This is a genomic window from bacterium (assembly GCA_004299235.1).
Classification (GTDB): Bacteria; Chloroflexota; Dormibacteria; order Dormibacterales; family Dormibacteraceae; genus SCQL01.
Genome location: SCQL01000026.1, coordinates 113,316 through 133,290 on the forward strand (window position 1 = coordinate 113,316; position 19,975 = coordinate 133,290).

Here is a 19,975-nt window from a genome sequence, read left to right on the forward strand (position 1 = left end):
TTACCACAGCAGCGACCGGTTGGCGTTTTTGCGCCGAGCTGATGGCAATGAACGGTCGATTCCATTGATGCGGTTGGATCAAGACGAGCACGCCGTCGGGCAACAAGTGTTGCCTGGCTCGCTCGAGGGCATGGACCATGCCCTGGATCGCGATTCATCAAAGCGACAACGGAAGAGCGCGACGTCGAATGCGTCGCCACCAACGCGACGGTGTTCGGCCGACCCGATACAAAACGAGACGTTGCGGATGCCCTCTGATGCGGCCAGGTGTCGGGCGCGGGCGATCTTCGCGGGATCCGGTTCGATGGCGACCACGCTGGAGGCCAGAGGCGCGAGCTGGCGGGTGAGCCTGCCGTCACCGCATCCGATCTCCACGATCCTGCGGCCCTCGAGTGCAACGTAACGCTCGATGAGCCGGACCTCCATCCCAGGAGGCGGATAGTCCGAGAGCTGAGCGACCGCTCCTTCATCCCGACGATGCTGGCGCGAGCTGCGTGGGTCGACAGGGTTCGAACAACCGGACACCAAATCGGCTGAGTAAGTCGCTCCAACCGAACATCGCGTCGCTTAGGATCACGCTTCGTGGCCAAGGCGGCGGACGAAATCGCGTCCGGGCAGTTCAGCGAGCATCTTGAAGCGGTCATCGGCGGCCGCCTCCGCAAGGCGCTCATCCTCACATTCGTGATCCTGGCTGTCGAGCTGACAGGCGCGGTTCTGTCGCACTCACTCGCGCTGTTCTCCGACGCAGGACATGTAACCACCGACATCTTGGCCCTGGGACTCGCCTGGTTCGCTGTCGAGCAAACCAAACGGCCGGCGGATGACAAGCGCAGCTTCGGATACCACCGGGCGGGCATCCTGGCCGCCACCGCCAACGGCGCCACTCTGATCGTCCTGGTCTTTGTGATCGCTTATGAGGCGGTGCAGCGCCTAACTCACACGGAACCGGTACAGGGGTTGGTCGTCATCGTTTCCGCCCTCGTCGGGGTTGTGGTCAACGGCTACGTGGCTTTCAGCATGCGAGGCCAGGGCACGAACCTGAACATTCGAGCCGCGCTGCTGCATGCGCTGGGAGATCTGGCGGCTTCCGTTGGCGTGATCATCGCCGGCGCTGTCATCCTCTTCACCGGCTGGACCTTCATCGATCCGCTGGTCTCGATACTGATCGCGGCCTTGATCGGCTGGAACGCGCTGAAGATCGTCACCGAGACTGTCAACATCTTGCTGGAGGGAACACCGCGAGGGGTGAGCTCGCAGGGCATTGCTTCTGCGATCAGAGGCACTGAGGGAGTGCGGTCGATGCACGACCTGCACGTCTGGTCGATCTCAGCCGAGAACGTAGCTTGCAGCTGCCACATCGTTGTTGGGGATCAGTCTCTCCCCGAGTCGGAACGCGTCATGCGGGCAGTTGAGGAAAGGCTGTGCGCGGACTTCGCGATCGGACACACCACGATCCAGGTCGAGAACTGCGCGCCGTGCCACGAGGAAGCGGAGCACTTGATGCATCACAACCATCCTCATATCCAGCTGGCCGAGCTTGCCTTGGAGGGACGCCGGCGCACACCACTCTCGAGGCGGCGCTCAGCCCGCCCGGCTTCAATCGCGCAGTAGACCGGCCGAGGGAGCCTTTGGCGCGACTTCGGACCGAAGACCCCGGCCTTCCCGCATTTCGCGGATCCAATCCACGCGGCAGAAGACGCAAGGAAGCGGCCCCCGCAATGAATTCAGAACCGGAGCTTGGGCCCACGCGCCCGGATTCGAACCGGGGACCTTTTCCTTACCAGGTGATCTTTGGACCCTGGCGATTCGAGTTGATCTTAGCTGTCGTCTGTTTGCGGCCGAGACCATTTACCTAATGGCGAATGTGGCCCAGCGATGGCTTACGACGCCGCCCGGCACAACGTGGTGCTCTTTGGCGGGAGCGAGCCGGCAAAGGGCAGAGGCGCCCCGGTGGCCTTGGCCTTCTTTGACGCCTGCGTCGCCACCGATGTGCGCCAGATCGTCCTGCTCGATGGGCCGTCGGTCCGGGGCTGGGATGCATGGCACGAAATCGAGGGCCGTTACCACTTCTCCACGATGCGCGACGGCTTGAAGGCGCTCATGAAGGCCGGCTATCTGGAACCCCGGCCGCCTGAGCCTCTAGCCCACTTGCTGTTTGGCGCTCTCAACGAAGCAGCCCGCGTTCTCGCCCACGCCCCAGATCCAAAGCCGGTTCGTCGCGAGCTGATGGATGCCCATATCCGTCTGATGGAAGGCTTACGTCCCATGGACCGGCGCCAAGGTCCGACCTAAACCTGATCTACGTTCCGGCCGCATTTGGATGGATTTTCAGCCGGCTCATTTGCATGAAGGACTCCGGGAAGGGCTCTCGAGTGACTAGGTCTGCATAGTCCCAAGGAAGTCGCCATTGAATCCGAGGTCGATGACATGCGCAGGGGAATTGAGGCTCACATAGCTGAGATCGACGCTATCGCCGAAACCAATCACGTCCTGGCCGTCCAGCCATCCGTAAGGCGTGATCCTGAGCTCGATGCGTTGCCCCGTTTTCGTCACCACGTCGGCACTACGGCCGCCATTAGACGGGTTAGCAAAAGCAACTCTGTCCTCTGCCGGGGACAGGTGCGCCTCCCCCGCGAAGTTGGGTACTTGCGCATAACTCCAGATCTCGGTGCGATCCTGGCGCCGGATGCTGAGCGTGTTCGGGTAGGTGGTGCACACGTAGTCGCCGGTGGCCGCAACGTCCGTCACGAAGCAATCGTGCGCGGGAGGGGTGTCTTCGATGTGCCGGGTGACTCTTCCCGACTGGGCGTCAACCTGAGCGAAGATTCCCGGAACAGGTAGGGAATCGCCGGCCGGTACCACCCACGCCGTTGGGGCTGTCGCTACGGGTCCAAGTGAGTCCCAGCCGATGAGCGCCATTACCTCGAAGGTCGGCTCCGAGCTCGCGGTCGCCAGGACCTCGTGATAGAGAAGGCGAGCCGCGGCGCCCGCTCGACCGGAATAGACGTCGAGTGTGAAATTCCCAGGAGCAAAGCCATGCGATGTTCCGGCACAGGGGTCGCTGGAGGATGGCTTGGGTGGAATAGTGAAGACCGTAGCCAGCAGGGCGCTGCCGTCGGGGCTGACCGCAAACGAGAGCATCTGCTGGACGCCCGTGAACGGAATTGTCGCGACCACCGCTTCGCTGCCGGCGGCGTCGAGACCTCTGACGATTCCGCCGGCGTCCGCGAAGTAGACCTTCCCCGCTGCAACGTGGGCGCTGGCGGGAAGCCATGCGGCGCCTCCGATGCATCCGCCCCAGGGGACTGGCATGGGCCTGAAGGTCGCCGAAGCCCGCGTGTGGCCTTTCAGGTCTGCGATGACCACCGTGTTCCAGTTGCACGGAGACGCGTTCCCTTTCGCCTCGAGCACAGCCACCAATGGCGGGCCGCTCGGCGTGACCGGCGAATTAGTTCTGACCTGCGAAGCCGTCGCCCATGCACATCCCGCGAAGGCCTCCCCACCAGGGCCGGGCGTCAAGGGCGTGCTGGCCAATGGCGACGCCGCGACCGACCGGAGCGGGCTCGGTGACATGCCGCTGGCGACCGGTGTGGATCCACACCCGGTCAGCAGGAGATTTGCGACGACTACCAAACGCATGACTGTTGAACGCCGGCCGCGACGCATGGTTTCAAGTGGTCGCGGGCCCGCGACTTGCCGAAACCGGAGACGCCGGTGAAGACCGTCAGCCGGCGATTCGGGATCTCGACGCTCAGATTCTTCAGGTTGTTCTCCCGGGCGCCCTGTACCCGGCGTCCCATCGAACTTGGAGCCCACGCCCGGATTCGAACCGGGGACCTTTTCCTTACCAAGGAAATGCTCTACCGCCTGAGCTACGTGGGCGGGGCCGCAGCCCAACGATTCTAGTGGTTGGGGTTCACTCGGCTGGGTTCCGACTCGACCTTGCCGACGTCCGTCAGCACCTCGGCCCGGCCTCGGATCTTGATGGCCGCCGTCAGCTCGGTGAACTGGGCCACGAGCACTTCACCCGCGTCCAGCCGCTCCGTGTGGTGTGAGCGAGTGTCCTTGCCTCGAGTCAGGCCCATGATCGTGACGCCGTCCTCGAGCGCCTTCACCACCACGTAACGCCCGGTCGCCGGGGACATGTCGCCGTGATCGTGCTCGTTGTCGGTCATCGTCTCCCCCGTCCATTGCCGTTGGACTGCGCCTTCGGTCGCACCGTCTCCAGCCGGGTCGATGCGGACCCGACCAACTCGTCGATCTCCGCCGTCAGCGCGGGACCGGCGAGGACATGATAGCGATCGGCATTCACGATCACCTCCCGCCTTCCCACCACCACGTGCAGTACCACGTCATCGGTGCCCGGATGGCGCGCCAGCACCGCCTCGAGCCGCTCGGCGAGCCCCGCATCGCCGTTGGGGATCCGGATATGGACCAGCTGGCGTCGCGACACCGGCAGGCATTCAGGGTCGTCCCACAGCCAGGCCATGTCCACCACCACGGACGCCACCTCCACCTCGGGCTCGAGGTCTGGATCCGCCGGCGACGCGGCGGCTCCCGTCGCCCGGGTGCTGCCCGCCCGCGCGTCGACCTTCCCCTGCACCACCACGACCTTGTCCGGCTCGAACAGCAGCCTGGTCTGCTCGAAGACGCGCGGGAACAGGACCACGTCGACGCTGCCGGTGAGATCCTCCAGCTGCGCGTAGGCCATGATCTGACCCTTGCGCGTGACCACACGCCGCACCTCGCGCACCAGGCCGGCGATTCGCACCTCGCTGTCCTGCAGCGCGCTGGTCACCTCGACCGCTTGCGTGTCCGAGAGCTTCGCCAGCTCGGTGCTGATCCGGCGGAGCGGGTGGTCGCTCAGGTAGAGCCCGAGGAGTTCCTTCTCCAACCGGAGCTTGTCCTCCCCGGCCATCGGCGCGATGTCGATCAACAGCCCGTAGCCGTCGACCTCGGCTTCGGGCGAACCGACCATGTCGAGGAGCGAGGTCTGGCCGGACTCGCGGTCCTTGCGCACGCTCTCGGCGCGGCTGACCGCGTGGTCGAGCGCCGCGAGCAGCCGGGCGCGCTCGCCCAGGCCGTCACACGCGCCCGACTGCACCAGTGACTCCAGCACCCGGCGGTTCACGTCCTGGATCGCCGCCGTGCGCTCGCACAGGTCTTCGAGCGACTTGAAAGGGCCGTCCGCGTCGCGAAGCGAGACGATGGTCTCAACGGCGTGCTGGCCGACGTTCTTGATCGCGGCGAGTCCGAACAGGATTCGCGAGTCGCTCATCGAGAAGTCGGCGCGCGAGCGGTTGATATCCGGCGGCAGCACGTCAATGCCACGAATGCGGCAATCCACGATCGCGGTCGCGACCTTGTCTGCGCTGCCTTCCATGTGGATGAGCAATGAGGTCAGGTACTCGAGCGGGTAGTTGGCTTTCAAGTAGGCGGTCTGGTAGCTGATCACCCCATACGCCGCCGAATGCGCGCGGTTGAAGCCGTACTCCGCGAACTTGGCGATGCCGTCGAACAGCGCCTCCGCCGTGGTTCGGGCGATGTCGCGCTCAACAGCGCCCGCGATGAACTTCGTCCGCTGCTTGGCCATCTTGGCCTTGTCCTTCTTGCCCATCGCGGCGCGAAGAATGTCCGCCTCGCTCATCGTGAACCCGGCCAGCTCCCGCGCCGCCATCATCACCTGCTCCTGGTAGATCATCACGCCGTATGTCTCGCGCAGGATCGGCTCGAGACGCTCGTGCATGTACTCGATCGGTTCGCGTCCCTGCTTGCGCGCGACGTACGCGGGGATGTTGACCATCGGCCCGGGGCGGAACAGGGCGATGGCCGCCGACACGTCGGCGAAGCTCTGCGGGCGCATGTCCATCAACATCCGGCGCATGCCCGCGCCTTCGAGCTGGAACACGCCGTGCGTGTCGCCGTTGGAGATGAGCTCGTAAGTCTTGGCGTCGTCGACGGGGATCTTCTCGAGGTCGATCTCGATGCCGCGGTGCTCTTTGACCAGCCGCAGGCAGGTGGCGATGATGTCGAGGTTCTGCAGGCCGAGGAAGTCGATCTTCAACAGGCCGATGTCGCCGACCGCCTTCATGTCGTACTGCGTCACGACCGACTCACGCCCGGGCCCGTATTGAAGCGGCGTGTAGCGCACCAGCGGCTGCGGCGCGATCACCACGCCCGCCGCGTGCGTGCTCACGTTGCGCGAGACCCCCTCGAGCGTGCGGGCGACATCGATCAGTCGCTTCTGGTCCTCGTTCGTCTCGTACGCCTTGCGGAAGTCAGGGACCTCCTTGATCGTGTCGTCGAGCGTCTTCGAACGGCCCTGGTAGACAGGCACGAGCTTAGCCAGCCAGTCGGTGTCGCGCAGCGGCACCTCGAGCACCCGGCCGACATCGCGGATCGCCGCCTTGGAGGCCATGGTGGTGAAGGTGATGATCTGGGCGACGCGGTCGAAGCCGTACTTTTCCGAGACGTAGCGGATGACCTTCTCGCGACCCTCGACTGAGAAGTCACAGTCGATGTCGGGCATCGACACGCGGTCGATGTTCAGGAAGCGCTCGAAAATCAGGCCGTGCTCGATGGGATCCAGGTTGGTTATGCCCAGGCAGTACGAGACCAGGCTCCCGGCGGCACTCCCGCGGCCGGGACCGACCACGATCCCGTTCCGCCTCGCGAAGTTGTAGAAGTCCCAGACGATCAGGAAGTACGACGCGTATCCGGTCTGGCTGATGACCGAGAGCTCCTGGTCGGCCCGCTCCTGGGTCGCGGCCGACGGCTCGCCGTACCGCCAGCGCATGCCCTCCGTGACCAGCTTGCGCAGGTACTGGTCGGGCTTCAGGCCGTCCGGGACGTCGAAGGGCGGCAGGAGTGTGGCGCCCAGGCGCAGCTTGAGTTCGCACTGGTCGGCGACCTCGAGCGTGCTGGCCAGCGCATCGGGCATGTCGGTGAATGCGCTGAGCATCTCGTCCGGCGTCTTGAGGTAGTTCTCCTGCGACGAGAAGCGCCAGCGGTTGGGGTCGTTGAAGCGGGCACCGGTCTGGAGGCACAGCAGGACGTCGTGCGCTTCTGAATCGTGGCGGTGCACGTAGTGCAGGTCGTTGGTCGCGCACAGGCGCAATCCGAACTCCTTGCCGAAGCCCATCAGCGCCTGGTTGACCTGTTCCTGCCGGTCGATGCCGTGGCGCTGGACCTCCAGCAGGAAGCGATCGGCGCCGAAGATGTCGCGGTAGGCGGCGACCGACTCACGAGCCCCCTCCGTGTCCCCGTCGGAGATCCGGCTCGCCGCCTCGCCCTGCAGGCAGCCCGACAGCGCGATCAGGCCCTTGGAGTGCTCGGCCAGAATCTCCTTGTCGATGCGGGGCTTGTAGTACATCCCCTCCATCTGCCCCACCGTGCAGAGCTTCATCAGGTTCACGTAGCCCTCGTGGTTCGCGGCCAGCAGGGTGAGGTGGTTCGGGTCTCGGTCGACCCGGCCCTCTCGCAAGAGGCGCGACCGGGGAGCGACGTACACCTCGCAGCCGACGATCGGCTTGATGCCGGCGTCTTTGCACGCCTTGTAGAAGTGGATCGCGCCGTACATCACCCCGTGGTCGGTGAGCGCCAGCGCCGGCATCCCCAGCTCCGCCGCGCGGGCGACCAGGGCGGGGATCCGGCTGGCACCATCGAGCAGCGAATACTCGGTGTGATTGTGGAGGTGGACGAAGGTGTTGGGGGCGTGCGGCATTCTTTTGGCTGGGTGTGGCGGACCCCGAGATAGTCTAGCGGCGAGATGGGGGCTCAAACCCGTCGCCTGACCCTCACCGATGGCGAGGGTGAATCCCGCTGACGGCGTAACCGATCCGGCTCAGGTGCCGTTTGGCCTCATGTGGTGCTGCTCAAGCCGATACTGGTCCTTGCGGTCAGGAGCCTTGGGCCCGGGCGGCTCCGCCTCGCGCTCCTGAAGTTCGGGTACGGCCTGCACGCCTTCTAGCCCGACCCCCTCTCGAGCAGGGCGACCGTTTCGATGTGGTAGGTCTGCGGAAACATGTCCACGATCGCCGCTCGCCGCACCCGATAGCCGCCCCGGACCAGCCCGATGAGGTCGCGGGCGTGCGTCGAGGGCTCGCACGATACGTACACCAGCCGTTCTGGGCCAAGGCGTATTAGCTCCGCCAGCGCCGCCGGCTCGCAACCCGCGCGAGGCGGGTCGAGAATCACCGCCTGGTGCTGCCCCAGCCGGACTTGACGCAGCATCGTCTCCACCCTGCCCGGTAGGTAGTCCACCTTGACGGCGTTGATGCGGGCGTTGAGCCGTCCCAACTGCACGGCGCGGGGGTTCTCCTCGATCGCGGACACGCTCGCCGCTTCACGCGCGACGGCGACCGAGATGGTGCCGATTCCCGCGTACAGGTCGAGCACCCGCTCACCGGCTGTCGGCGCGAGCATGTCCAGCGCGGCGCGGTAGAGGACGAGCATCTGCCGGTAGTTGGTCTGCACGAAGGTGTCGCTGCGGACCCGGAAAGTGAGGTCCCAGAAGTCCAGGCTCATGGCGTCGTCGAGCAGGACCTGGTCGGGCAGCAGCTCGGCGACCCTTCGCGCCAGGTCTTCACGCGGCCATTGCGGTTCCGGTCCGCGATGGCGCAGCCGCCACAGCAGGCCGCGCCCTGCCGGCTCCACCGTCAACAGGAGGTTCTGCAGGTTCTTGAGCTCCAGCTCGGCCGCGGCCTGGGCGAAGGCCGGCAGCGCCTGCTCGATCCTCAGGTCGTGGATCGGGCAGGTGTCGATCGCCAGCACCGAATGTGAGCGCTGGCGGTGAAACCCGAAGCGCCAGCCACCGCCCGGCTGGCGCACCGCCTCGAACTCGCCGCGGATCCGGTAGCGCCACGGGTCGTCCATGCCGAGCACCGGCGTGTCGGGCGGAAGCCGCAGCCCGGCTCGCGACCAGGCCTCCTCCACCACCTGCCGCTTCAGCCGCAGCTGGTGGGCGTATGCCGCGTGCTGCAGCTGGCAGCCGCCGCATTCGCCGAAATGCGGGCACGACGCGGTCACGCGATGCGGTGAGGCTTCGATCACGCGCGTGGTGGCGGCGACGGCGACGCCACCGTGGCGGCCCCGTGGCTCGGCTTCGACCACTTCGCCCGGCAGCGCATAGCTGACCAGCCACACCTTGCCCTCGTCTCGCGCGACGGTGGTCCCGCCATGCGCCGGGGACGACGGCCGCAGGATCAGCGGCGCCACAGGGCCATCGGGTCGCGCGCCGGCTTGAAGCCGGCCGCCTCCACGATCTGGGCCGCGAGCTCAAAGCCGCCCGCGACCTTGTCCGGCTGGTGGGCGTCGCTGCCAAACGACACCGCCTCACCCCCCACCTCGTGCCACCAGCGCAGCACCTTCAGGCCGGGACAGAACCGGCTCTCTCCCCCATCCCCACGAGTCGTGTTGGCCTCCAGCGCGCAGCCCCGCCGCGTCGCGGCGACCAGGACCGCCCGCAGCTCGGCTTCGTAATCCTCCTCGCGGTACGGCGGCAGCCCCTCGGCCCAGTAGCGCTTGGGGTAGTCGAGGTGCGACAAAGCCTCGAAGGGTTGCGAGCTCTCGACCATGGCGAGGGTTTCGCGGAAGTACTCCCTGACCGCCTCGGGGAACACGGCGGCCGGCCGGAAACGAAATTGGCTGGCGTCCACCTCCTGACCATCGAGGCGGGCGCAGTGGATCGAACCGAGGACGCGGTCGAACGGGCCGGCGCCCAGGACCGCGGCCGTCTCCTCTGGGAACCAGTGCGGCTCGCCCAGCTCGACGCCCGACAGGATGCGCAGGCCCTTGAACTCCGCGCGGCAGCGCTCGATCGCCTCGTGGTAACCCGTGATGTCCAGAGTGTGCTGGCCTTCATGGATCGTGACGAAGTCGGCGTGCTCGGTGAACGCGATCGCGGGCAGCCCGATCTGCAGCGCGCGCTCGCAGCTGCGCTCCATGGATCCCTGGCGCGCGTCCCAGGACCACTGGCTGTGCACGTGGAGGTCGGGTGGGAGAGGCACCCGACAAGGCTAGCTGGATACCCCTCTTGCGCGGTTTGCGGCGTCCGGCCGCCCTCGTCCCGGCTCCGCCGGCACCCCTGCCGGGCGGGGAGGTGACTTGACTAAAATGGCCAGCGGTGGACTACGTGGTGCTTGCCCTTGTCTACCTCGTGGGCGGGGCCTTTCTGGGAGCCGGTATATACCTGGTCATGAGCGGCAGCTTCCCCGGCTGGTGGGTCAGGCGAATGCTCTGGCCGCTGGTGCGGGTGACGCCGACCGTGACCCACCTCCAGGGCTGGGCCGCGGTCGGGCTCGGCGCCTCGGTCCTGGCCATCGGGTTCACCACGATCGTGCCGGAGATCGTGGGCGGCGTCCTGGTCCTGCTGGCCGTGGCGGCGTACCTGGCGGGCGTCGGGCTATTCGTCTACAGCACCTGGCTTTCGAGGCGGCCGACCGTCTAGCGGAGCAGTCGCTGGAGCAGCTCGCTCGCCACCTTCGGGTTGGCCTGCGGCGCCCTCTTCTTGAGATCCGCCATCAGCGCGCCCAAGGCTTGCCTCCTGCCCGCCCGGTAGTCCTCGACGGCCCTGGGGTTCGCGGCCACGACCGCTTCGATCTCCGCCCGCAGGGCACCCTCGTCGCTGATCTGGGCGAAGCCGTGCTCGGCGACGAGCTCTGACGGCGCCCGGCCCGTGATGAGGGATTCGGCAAGGACCTCGCGACCCTGGTCGCGGGTGATCCTCCCACCGGCGACGAGCTTGACGATCTCGGCCAGGTGCGCCGCCGACGGGAGCTTGCCGCTGGGCGCCACTTCGCCGATGATCCAGTTGGCGGCGGGTTTGGCCTCCGCACCGGCTTCGACCGCGCCTTCGAAGAGGTCGGCGAGGTCGCGGTCGGCCGCGATGAGCACCGCGTCGGCCGCCGGCAGGCCGTAGTCGGACACCAGGCGCGCGCGCCGCGGGCCGGGCAGCTCCGGCAGAGCGCGCCGCAGGTCTTCGATCCACGCCGGGTCGAGCTCCAGCGGCGGCAGGTCGGGCTCCGGGAAATAGCGGTAGTCCTCGGCGAACTCCTTGCTGCGCTGCGAGAAGGTGCGCTGCTCCGCGTCGGACCAGCCGCGCGTCTCCTGCACCACGGTGCCGCCCGACTCGAGGGCCTCTTTCTGCCGCGCGACCTCGTACAGGATGGCGCGGTGCAGCGCGCGAAACGAGTTGATGTTCTTCAGCTCGGTCTTCACGCCCAGCTCGTCCGTACCGAAGCGACGGATCGAGATGTTGGGCTCGGCCCGCAGCTGGCCTTTCTCCATATCGGCTTCGGAGGCGCCGATCGTGCGCAGCAGCGTGCGCAACGCGACGGCATAGTCGCGAGCCTCGTCCGCCGAGCGCAGGTCGGGCTCGCTGACAATCTCCATGAGCGGCACCCCGGCTCGGTTCAGGTCGACAAACGACTCCCAGGCCTTGTGGAGCTTGTCGCCCGCGTGAATCAGCTTGCCTGTGTCCTCTTCGAGATGGACGCGGCGGATGCGGACACGGCGGCCGTCCAGGTCGAGATGGCCGTTGAAGCTCATCGGCAGGTCGTACTGGCTGATCTGATAACCCTTGGGCAGGTCCGGATACATGTAGTTCTTGCGGTCGAACTTCGTGTGCCGCGGGATCTCGCAGTTCAGCGCGAGCGCGGTCTTCAAGCAAGCTTCGACCGCCGCCTTGTTGACCACCGGCAGGACCCCGGGCATGCCGCCGCAGATCTCGCAAACGTTGGAGTTGGGCGGGTCGCCGATGTGCCCGACCGCGCAGCCGCAGAACATCTTGCTGCGGGTGCGCGGCTGGACGTGCACCTCCATCCCGATGACGACCTCCCACCTGCCGGTCATGAATGCGCCCCGCGCGCGCCGGGCCCAAGGGGCGCCACCTGCGCCTTCACGCCGCTCGCGACCTCATACGCTCGCGCGACCCGCAGGGCGACGTCCTCTCGCCACTGCGGCGCCAGCACCTGCAGCCCCACCGGCAGGCCCTCCGACATGCCGCACGGCACGCTGACACCGGGCAGGCCCGCCAGGTTCCCGCCCAGCGTGAGGACGTCGCACAGGTACATCGAGAGCGGATCCTGGGTGCGCGAACCCAGCGGGAACGCGACGACCGGCGACGTCGCACTAACGATGGCGTCGCACCGGTTGAACGCCTCATCGAAATCGCGCTTGATCAGCGTCCGCACCTTCTGCGCCTTCAGGTAGTAAGCGTCGTAGTAGCCGCTCGAAAGCGCGTACGTGCCCAGCATCACGCGGCGCCTGACCTCGGTGCCAAACCCCTGGCGGCGAGTGCGCTGGTATGCGTCGGTGATGTTCTCGGCATCCTGATCCGACAACCCGTACCTGACGCCGTCGAACCGCGCCAGGTTCGACGAGCATTCGGCCGGGGCGATGATGTAGTAGGCCGCCAGGCCGTAATCGGTGTGCGGCAGGGTGACGTCGACGATCTCGGCGCCGGCCTCGCGAAGTGCCTGGATGGCATTTTGGATGGCGGCCTTCACGCCCGGCTCGATGCCCTCGGCCTCGTAGTACTCGCGCGGCACGCCAAGACGCATGCCCATGACGCCGGCCTCGAGGTCGCGGCGGACGTCATTGGGCCGATTCGAAGATGTGGCGTCGAGCGGGTCGTGGCCGCACATCGCCTCGAGCAGGATCGCGGCGTCTTCGACCGACCGGGCGAACGGGCCGATCTGGTCGAGGCTCGAGGCAAACGCGATCAGCCCGTACCGGCTGACGCGGCCGTACGTGGGCTTCATGCCGACGACGCCGGTCAGCGCCGCCGGCTGGCGAATCGAGCCGCCGGTGTCGGTGCCGAGCGCGACCACCGCCTCACCCGCGGCGACCGCCGCCGCGCTGCCCCCCGAGCTGCCTCCGGGCACGCGGTCGAGCGCCCACGGATTGTGGGTGGGGAAATAGCCGGAGTTCTCGGTCGAGCTGCCCATCGCGAACTCGTCACAGTTGGTCACCCCCAGCATCACCGCTCCCGCGGCGAACAACCGCGATACCGCGGTGCCGGTGTATGGCGGTTTGAAGCCGCGCAGGATCTGCGAGCCCGCCGTCGTCTCCACCCCGCGCACGCACAGCACGTCTTTGATCGCAAGCGGGATCCCGGCGAGCGGCCCGGCTTCGCCCGAGCGCAAAGCACGGTCCGCGACCGCGGCCTGCTCGGCAGCCAGCTCGGGTGTTAGACGAAGAAAGGCCTTGACGCTGCCATCCACCCGCTCGATGCGTTCGAGATGCGCCGCGAGCAGCTCGCTCGCGGAGAGCCGGCGCGACTGGAGCAACCGCCCAAGCTCACCGACGGTCAGGCCGATGAGGTCGGTCACGACTCTTCCTGGATCGAAGGCACGCGGTAGAACCCGTCGACCGCCGCCGGCGCGTTGGCGAGCGCGTCGGCCTGGCTGAGGCCAGGGCGCGGCACGTCCTCACGCAGCGGATTCGCGGTCTCGACGACCTGTGCGGTCGGCGGGATCGCCTCGGTGTCCAGCTCCTGGAGGCGGTCGATGTGCGCGAGGATGCCGCTCAGCTGCTCGGCGTAGAACTCCTCGTCGCCGGGCTCGAGGCCCAAGCGAGCGAGCATGGCGACATGGCGGACCTCGTCGCGCGAGAGTGGCACGCGGTCTAGCTTAGTTTCTGGACGAGCCGCGGCTCGACGCCAGACCGACCAGCGCCGGAATCCCCGCCGCCGCGCCGACGCAAGTCAGCGTCATGCCGGCCGCCGCGACTGCGGCGAGGGGCCGGGCCCAACGCTCACGCCGAAAGACGCCGATCGAGGCGACCACCCCGACCGCTGCCGCAGCGGCGGAGGTGCCGACCCAACCGGTCAGCACCAGGGCTGAGCGGCCCACCGCCGATGGTTCAGACAGGAAGCCGCTGAGGAACCAGGCCCACGCCAGCAACACGACGGCGCCGATCACGAGCGCCCATCCCACCCATGCCGGCGTGGACGGCCGTGCGCTCGGAGCCTGAACCTGGGCGGCTTCCACCGGGCGAGTTTAGAAGAGCGCCACAGGTGCCGTGAGCGGCGCCCCCGCCGGCCGCCGGCGCCAGATCGAACGCAACACAAGGATCGCCACGGGCAGCCCGACGCAGGTCACGCTCCACGCAACGCAGACGATCGTCGCCGTGACGCGGCCCCACTCGCGGCCGCGGACGAGCCCGGCGGTGGCGACCGCCTGCAGGAGGCACAGGGCGCCCAGGGTTGCGGCCAGCCCGACCGAGGCCGTCCGGATCAGGGCCGGATCGAGGCCGGCCGACGCGCCGGCCGGGTCGACCGCGATGGCGCCGTAGAGGACGGCGATGGTGGCCGACAGCGCGATGCCCAGTCCGAAGACGGCGAGCACCCAGGCTTCGACGTCGCGCCTCGAAGCGGGCTGGGGCGCACCACACCGGGCGCAGAAGCGCGCGTGGCCGGGCAGCTCCAGCCCACAGGCAGGACACGCCCCTCCCCGCCTGGCGGTGAGGGCCGGCGAAGCCGGGGCGGGGGGAATCACGCTTTCACCAGGGCGAGGAATTGCTCTTCGTCGAGGATCGCGAGCTTCAGCTTCTGCGCCCGCTCGAGCTTCGACCCCGCGCCCGGGCCCGCGACGACGTAATCCGTTTTCGAGCTGACGCTGGATGCCGCCTTCCCTCCCAGCCGCCTCACGAGCGCCTCGGCGTCGGGCCGGCTCATCGTCTCCAGCGTCCCGGTGAAAACGAAGGTCTGGCCGGTCAGCGGGCCCTCGCCCGGCGCCTCGACCGCCTGCGGCTCGACGCCCGCGCTCAGCAGCCTGCCCAGGAGCTCGCCGCCATGGCCCTCGAAGTAAAGGGCGACCTCGCGGGCCATGTTCGGTCCCACGCCCTCGACCCGCTGGAGGTCTTCTTCAGTCGCCGCGCGCAGCTCCTCGATGCTGCCGAAGTCGGCCGCGAGCAGATCCGCCGTCGCCTCGCCGACCTGCGGGATGCCCAGCGCATACAGGAACCGTCCGAGCGGCGGGCGGCGGCTCTCGGCGATGCGATCGAGCAGGTTCTGCGCCGACTTCTCGGCGAACCCCTCCAGCTCCAACGCCTGTTCCTTGGTCAATCGATACAGGTCGCTCGGGTCCTCGACCCAGCCTCGTTCGATGACCTGCCCAAGCGTCGCGTAGCCCAGGCCTTCGATGTTCAGCGCGCCGCGGCTTGCGAAGTGCCGCAGCCGCTCGAGCCGCTGGGCGGCGCAGAACGGGTTGATGCACCGGTGCGCGATGTAGGGCTCCTCGCGCACCACCTCACCGCCGCAGACCGGACAGGTCGCCGGCATCTTCCAACCCGGCTTCGGGTCCTTGACGCTGACGATCTCGGGTATGACGTCGCCCGCCCGGTGGATGACGACCCGGGCGCCCACGTACACGCCCTTCTCGTTGACCTGCTGCTCGTTGTGCATCGTGACGTTGCGAACGGTGACGCCGCCGACCACCACCGGCTTGAGGTGCGCGACCGGAGTGAGCACGCCGGTGCGGCCGACGTAGCACGCGATCTCCTGGACCTCGGTCTCGGCCTGTTCAGGGGCGTACTTGAAGGCCATCGCCCAGCGCGGGGAGCGGGCGACGAATCCGAGCTCGAACTGCTGCGCGAACTTGTCGACCTTGATGACGACGCCGTCGATCTCGTGCTCCAGCTCGTGCCGTCGCCGCTGCCATTCGGCGTGGTACTCGATGACCTCCTCGATCGAAGCCAGGAGCCGGCGGTGCTTGTTGACCCGAAAGCCCATCTTCTCGAGCGTCCCGAGCACCTCCCACTGCGAGCGGCAGGGACCACCTGGGTCGAGCGTGTACATGAAAGTCTGGAGGTCGCGGCTCGCCGTCACGTTGGGATCGATCTGCCGCACGCTGCCGGCCGCCGTGTTGCGCGGGTTGACGAAGCGCGGCCTGCCCTGAGCTTCCGTCTCCCGGTTCAACTTCTCGAACGCGGCGATCGGAAAATAGACCTCGCCCCTCACCTCGAACGTGTCGGGCAGGCCCGCGACCCGCGTGACCGCCAGCGGCACGCTGCGGATCGTCCGCACGTTGGCGGTGACATCCTCGCCCACGGCACCGTCGCCGCGCGTCGCGGCGCGCTGCAGGCGGCCCCTTGCGTACGTGAGGCTGATCGCCAGGCCGTCGATCTTCAGCTCGGCGCAGTAGGTGACCTGGTCGCCGACGGCGGCCCGCACCCGCTTGTCGAAGGCCCGGATCTCCGTCTCGTCGAAAGCGTTCTGCAGGCTGAGCATCGGCGAGCGGTGCCGCACCTTGGCGAACTGGTCCGAGGCCTCGCCGCCGACCCGCTGTGTGGGCGAGTCGACGGCCACCAGGTCGGGCCGCTCGTCTTCGATACGACGCAGCTCCAGGAACAGCGCGTCGAACTCCGCGTCCGAGACCTCTGGCTGATCCAGGACGTAGTAGGCATGCTCGTGCCGGCGGATGAGCTCGCGCAGCTCCTCGACCCTGACCGCCGGGTCGACCGCCTTCTTGCGCGAGCTCATTTGCTCAGGGGCGCAAGGAGGCCGCTCAAGATCTTGATTCCGGATTTGTCGAACTTGATCACGAGCTCCTCGTCGGTTCGGGTGAGCGTGCTCTTGACCACCGTGCCCGCGCCGAACGCGGGATGCCTGACCCTGTCGCCGCTGGTGAAGCGCTGCACCGGAGGCGGCGCCGGCGCCGCCTGCACCTGCCTTTCCTGATAACGCTCCTTGTAACCCTGGCGCGGCGGGGCCACCGGCGCGGCGCCTCGCGGAGCCGAGAGCAGTGACTGCGGGATCTCGGTCAGGAACCGGCTGGGGAACGCCGGCTGCGAGCGCCCGTACAGATGACGGCGGAAGGCGCAGCTGAGATACAGGCGATCCTTGGCACGCGTCATGCCCACGTAGCACAGGCGGCGTTCCTCGGCCATCTCGGTGGCGGCGCCGACCGCGGACGGATTCTCCTCCCGCTCGTCCAGCGCCCGCTGATGAGGTAGGAGCCCGTCCTCCATCCCGACCATGAACACGACCGCGAACTCGAGCCCCTTGACCATGTGCAGGGTGATCAGGGTCACGCCCTCGCCGTTCTCGTCGTAGGCGTCGACGTCCGACACCAGCGCCACCTCGGCCAGGAAGTCCTCCAGGCCTTGAGCGGCGTCGCGCTCGTCGAAGCTCTCCGCGAGCCCGCGCAGCTCGTTGATGTTCTCCATGCGCGCCTCACCTTGAGGAGTGCCGTCGAGGTAGTGCTGGCGCAGGCCCATGATCTCGACGACCTGGTCGATCAGCTCGCTCGGGCGAACCACGCCCATCACCGATCGCACGGATTCGAGCTGGGCATGGAACTTCTGCAGCGGCGCGACAGCCGGCCGCGGCACGCCGGGCACGCGCGCGGGATCGGCGAGGAACGAGAGGATGTCGGCCTCGCTGGCGCGCGCGAATGCGTTGAGCGCATCGACCGTGACGCTGCCGATCTTTCGCGGCGGGACCGCGACGATCCGTCCAAAGCTCAGCGCGTCCTTGGGGTTGGAGCAGAAGCGCATGTAGGCGACCACGTCCTTGACCTCGCGTCGCTCCCAGAAACGAACGCCCCCGACCAGCCGGTACGGGATGCGCCGCCGCGCGAGCACGTCCTCGAAAGACCGTGACTGCGCGTTGGTGCGGTAGAGGACGGCAATGTCCGAATACCCGCGGCTTTCGGACCGGCGCAGTCGCTCGATCTCGTCCGCGACGAACTCCGCCTCCTCGACCTCGTTGTAGGCCTGCGTGGCGCACACCTTCTCACCCCCGGCCCGATCCGTCCAGAGGCGCTTCTCGGCGCGTTCGGGATTGCTGCGGATGACGCTGTAAGCCGCGTCGAGGATGGCCTGGCTCGAGCGGTAGTTCTGCTCCAGGCGAACGACGTGAGCGTCCGGGTAGTCCTTGCGGAAGTCGAGGATGTTGCGGACGTCGGCGCCGCGAAACCGGTAGATCGACTGGTCGTCGTCGCCGACGACGACGACGTTGCGATGCTCCTGCGCGAGCTGGTTGACGAGCACGTACTGCGCGCGGTTGGTGTCCTGGTATTCATCCACGAGCACGTGGCGGAAGCGGTCGCGCCACTTCGCGAGGGCCTCCTCGTCGGTGCTGAAGAGCTCGACGAGCTTCATGATCAGGTCGTCGAAGTCGAGGCCCCCCGATCGCCGCAGGACCTCCTGGTACGACTCGTACACCCGGCGCACCACCTCGTCGTGGTAGCTGCGATTCGGATAGTCCTCGGGACGTTTGAGCTCGTTCTTGGCCTGCGAAATCGCGTTGCTGAGGGCCGCCACCGGGTATCGCTTGGGGTCGAGTCCCAGCTCGTCGAGGGCGCGCCTGAGGGCGGCGCGCGTGTCGTCCTCGTCGAAGATGACGAAGCTGGGCACGACGCCGATCCGCGGCGCCTCGCGTCGAAGGATCTTCACCGCGGTCGAGTGGAAAGTCCCCACCCACATCTTGCCCGCGTCCTCGCCGACGAGCGTCTCGACCCGAGCGCGCATCTCCCGCGCCGCCTTGTTGGTGAACGTGACCGCGAGGAGGCGGTCCGGCCACACCCGGTGCGACGCGATGAGGTACGCGATCCGGGCGGTGAGGACGCGGGTCTTGCCGCTGCCTGCGCCGGCGAAGATCAAAAGCGGCCCTTCGCCGTGCGTGACGGCCTCCTGCTGGGGCGGGTTGAGGCGCGAAAGCAGAGCGTCGAGATTGATGCTTGTGGATTCCCCGGCGGACACTGGATCAACGAGTTTACCGGTGGCCGGATTTGCCGTACTCCTTCGTTACACTGACCGTGCCCTTGGCCCGCGAAGTCGATCTAGGCATCCGCGATCACCTGCTCTACGAGCTCGCGCGAGACCTGAGCTCGTCTCTCGAGCTGGACGTGGTGCTGCGCAAGGTGATGGACCGCGTCATCACCCTGATGAAGGCGTCGCGCGGCTTCATCGTGCTGGTCGACCCGGCCACCGGCACCATGTCGGTGCAGATGTCCGGCGGCGAGGCGGATGCTGAAAAAACGCGTCAGTTCCTGGGCTCGCGAACGGTGATCGAGCAGGTCGTACAGACCGGCCAGGCGGTCGTCTCCACGGACGCCAGCCTCGACGAGCGCTTCAAGGGCCAGCAGTCGGTCATCCTCCAGAACCTGCGATCGATCATCGCGGTGCCGCTGGTCACCAAAGGCAAGGTGATCGGGGCCGTCTACGTCGACAACCCCTTCCAGGCCGCGATCTTCGAGGAACAGGACAAGGCGTTCCTGCAGGCGATCTCCGACCTGGCCGCGATCGCCATCGACAACGCACGCCAGTACCAGCGCTCCGAATTCCTGCGTCAGCTCTTCGAGCGCTACGTCAACAAGCAGGTCACCGACTACGTGCTCGCACGCTCAGACCACAACACCATCTTCCTGCCCGGGCAGCGCCAGCAGGTCACCGTGCTCAACTCCGACATCGCCGGCTTCTCGACCCTGTCGCAGAGCATGGAGGCGGAGGAGCTCGTGGAGTTCCTCAACGACTACTTCTCGCGGATGATCGAAGTCGTCCTCGCCCACGGCGGCAATATCGACAAGTTCCAAGGCGACGGCATGCTCGTGGTCTTCGGGGCGCCGAACCCCATGCACGACCATGCAGCCAGGGCCCTCAAGGCAGCCCAGGCCATGATCAAGGAGGTCGACCGGCTCAACCGCGAGCTGGTTGACTCGGGCAAGCCCGCGATCGCGGTGGGCATCGGGCTGGACACGGGCGACGTGGTCGCCGGTCACGTCGGGTCCGAGCGGCGGCTGGAATTCACGCTCATCGGCGTGCCCGTCAACAACAGCGCCTACCTTTCCAAGGTCCGCCCGGCCAAGGTGCTGATGTCGGAGACGACGCGCGATGCGCTTCCGGCCGGGGTCGAGGTCAGTGAATACGAGCCGATGGTCCTCAAGGGCGCGACCTCGAAGCAGCCCATCTACCAGCTCCTGGTCACGGTCACGGCTGAGGAGTAAGGCAGCCCCTCCCCGCTTGGCGGGGG

Annotated in this window: 17 protein-coding genes, 1 tRNA gene and 1 pseudogene; 4 read left to right on the forward strand and 15 right to left on the reverse strand. The window is 67.4% G+C overall.

The window, feature by feature from the left end:
- Window positions 1–78 precede the first annotated feature (78 nt).
- Window positions 79–426: a methyltransferase domain-containing protein gene (locus EPN29_07580; GenBank protein TAN32868.1), complete on the reverse strand. Its 348-nt coding sequence runs from the start codon at window positions 424–426 to the stop codon at window positions 79–81.
- Between the two features lie 156 nt (window positions 427–582).
- Here EPN29_07580 and EPN29_07585 point away from each other — a divergent pair, with 156 nt between their 5' ends.
- Window positions 583–1,611 (forward strand): cation transporter, encoded by a 1,029-nt coding sequence (locus tag EPN29_07585; GenBank protein TAN32869.1) that lies wholly within the window; start codon window positions 583–585, stop codon window positions 1,609–1,611.
- A 264-nt stretch (window positions 1,612–1,875) separates the two neighbouring features.
- Window positions 1,876–2,292: a hypothetical protein gene (locus EPN29_07590; GenBank protein TAN32870.1), complete on the forward strand. Its 417-nt coding sequence runs from the start codon at window positions 1,876–1,878 to the stop codon at window positions 2,290–2,292.
- 84 nt (window positions 2,293–2,376) lie between these two features.
- Here the strand turns inward: EPN29_07590 and EPN29_07595 are convergent, their stop codons facing one another.
- The 7 genes and pseudogenes from EPN29_07595 to EPN29_07625 all read right to left on the reverse strand — a co-directional run bounded on the left by EPN29_07595 (window position 2,377) and on the right by EPN29_07625 (window position 10,007).
- Entirely contained in the window at window positions 2,377–3,411 is a 1,035-nt protein-coding gene (locus EPN29_07595; GenBank protein TAN32871.1) for a hypothetical protein, read from the reverse strand.
- Window positions 3,412–3,689: 278 nt separating this feature from the next.
- Window positions 3,690–3,800: pseudogene (locus EPN29_07600) on the reverse strand (DNA excisionase).
- A 6-nt stretch (window positions 3,801–3,806) separates the two neighbouring features.
- Window positions 3,807–3,882: transfer RNA gene (locus EPN29_07605), tRNA-Thr, on the reverse strand.
- Window positions 3,883–3,902: 20 nt separating this feature from the next.
- The gene (gene mtrB / locus EPN29_07610; GenBank protein TAN32872.1) at window positions 3,903–4,175 is read right to left on the reverse strand and encodes a trp RNA-binding attenuation protein MtrB; all 273 of its coding nucleotides are present in this window, start codon (window positions 4,173–4,175) and stop codon (window positions 3,903–3,905) included.
- Window positions 4,172–7,723 (reverse strand): DNA polymerase III subunit alpha, encoded by a 3,552-nt coding sequence (locus EPN29_07615; GenBank protein ID TAN32873.1) that lies wholly within the window; start codon window positions 7,721–7,723, stop codon window positions 4,172–4,174. The genes mtrB and EPN29_07615 overlap by 4 nt, the downstream gene beginning before the upstream one ends.
- 242 nt (window positions 7,724–7,965) lie before the next feature.
- Entirely contained in the window at window positions 7,966–9,216 is a 1,251-nt protein-coding gene (locus tag EPN29_07620; GenBank protein ID TAN32874.1) for a class I SAM-dependent RNA methyltransferase, read from the reverse strand.
- Complete coding sequence (locus EPN29_07625) at window positions 9,204–10,007, reverse strand: histidinol-phosphatase HisJ family protein (GenBank protein TAN32875.1); 804 nt, start codon at window positions 10,005–10,007, stop codon at window positions 9,204–9,206. Before EPN29_07625 ends, EPN29_07620 begins: the two co-directional genes overlap by 13 nt.
- Window positions 10,008–10,123: 116 nt before the next feature.
- Between EPN29_07625 and EPN29_07630 the strand changes: the two genes are divergently transcribed.
- Window positions 10,124–10,447, forward strand: a complete 324-nt coding sequence (locus EPN29_07630; protein ID TAN32876.1) for a hypothetical protein — start codon at window positions 10,124–10,126, stop codon at window positions 10,445–10,447.
- Here the strand turns inward: EPN29_07630 and gatB are convergent.
- The 7 genes from gatB to EPN29_07665 are packed head-to-tail and all read right to left on the reverse strand — an operon-like array spanning window position 10,444 to window position 18,705.
- Window positions 10,444–11,850, reverse strand: coding sequence for an Asp-tRNA(Asn)/Glu-tRNA(Gln) amidotransferase subunit GatB (gatB, locus tag EPN29_07635; GenBank protein TAN32877.1), 1,407 nt, complete (start codon window positions 11,848–11,850; stop codon window positions 10,444–10,446). The genes EPN29_07630 and gatB overlap by 4 nt on opposite strands.
- Entirely contained in the window at window positions 11,847–13,331 is a 1,485-nt protein-coding gene (gatA, locus tag EPN29_07640; GenBank protein ID TAN32878.1) for an Asp-tRNA(Asn)/Glu-tRNA(Gln) amidotransferase subunit GatA, read from the reverse strand. Before gatA ends, gatB begins: the two co-directional genes overlap by 4 nt.
- Window positions 13,328–13,621 (reverse strand): Asp-tRNA(Asn)/Glu-tRNA(Gln) amidotransferase subunit GatC, encoded by a 294-nt coding sequence (gene gatC / locus EPN29_07645; protein ID TAN32879.1) that lies wholly within the window; start codon window positions 13,619–13,621, stop codon window positions 13,328–13,330. The genes gatA and gatC overlap by 4 nt, the downstream gene beginning before the upstream one ends.
- Before the next feature lie 10 nt (window positions 13,622–13,631).
- Complete coding sequence (locus EPN29_07650; protein ID TAN32880.1) at window positions 13,632–13,991, reverse strand: hypothetical protein; 360 nt, start codon at window positions 13,989–13,991, stop codon at window positions 13,632–13,634.
- A 9-nt stretch (window positions 13,992–14,000) separates the two neighbouring features.
- Window positions 14,001–14,498: a zinc ribbon domain-containing protein gene (locus EPN29_07655; GenBank protein ID TAN32881.1), complete on the reverse strand. Its 498-nt coding sequence runs from the start codon at window positions 14,496–14,498 to the stop codon at window positions 14,001–14,003.
- Complete coding sequence (gene ligA / locus EPN29_07660; GenBank protein TAN32882.1) at window positions 14,495–16,483, reverse strand: NAD-dependent DNA ligase LigA; 1,989 nt, start codon at window positions 16,481–16,483, stop codon at window positions 14,495–14,497. Before ligA ends, EPN29_07655 begins: the two co-directional genes overlap by 4 nt.
- Complete coding sequence (locus EPN29_07665; protein ID TAN32883.1) at window positions 16,480–18,705, reverse strand: hypothetical protein; 2,226 nt, start codon at window positions 18,703–18,705, stop codon at window positions 16,480–16,482. Before EPN29_07665 ends, ligA begins: the two co-directional genes overlap by 4 nt.
- A 62-nt stretch (window positions 18,706–18,767) precedes the next feature.
- Between EPN29_07665 and EPN29_07670 the strand changes: the two genes are divergently transcribed.
- Window positions 18,768–19,949 (forward strand): GAF domain-containing protein, encoded by a 1,182-nt coding sequence (locus tag EPN29_07670; GenBank protein TAN32884.1) that lies wholly within the window; start codon window positions 18,768–18,770, stop codon window positions 19,947–19,949.
- Window positions 19,950–19,975: the final 26 nt, after the last annotated feature.

Bases quoted from the DNA above. Each gene is read 5' to 3' on its own strand.
- EPN29_07615 (TAN32873.1), bottom strand. From the start codon at position 7,723: ATGCCGCACGCCCCCAACACCTTCGTCCACCTCCACAATCACACCGAG.
- gatB (TAN32877.1), bottom strand. From the start codon at position 11,850: ATGACCGGCAGGTGGGAGGTCGTCATCGGGATGGAGGTGCACGTCCAG.
- mtrB (TAN32872.1), bottom strand. From the start codon at position 4,175: ATGACCGACAACGAGCACGATCACGGCGACATGTCCCCGGCGACCGGG.
- EPN29_07580 (TAN32868.1), bottom strand. From the start codon at position 426: ATGGAGGTCCGGCTCATCGAGCGTTACGTTGCACTCGAGGGCCGCAGG.
- ligA (TAN32882.1), bottom strand. From the start codon at position 16,483: ATGAGCTCGCGCAAGAAGGCGGTCGACCCGGCGGTCAGGGTCGAGGAG.
- EPN29_07590 (TAN32870.1), top strand. From the start codon at position 1,876: ATGGCTTACGACGCCGCCCGGCACAACGTGGTGCTCTTTGGCGGGAGC.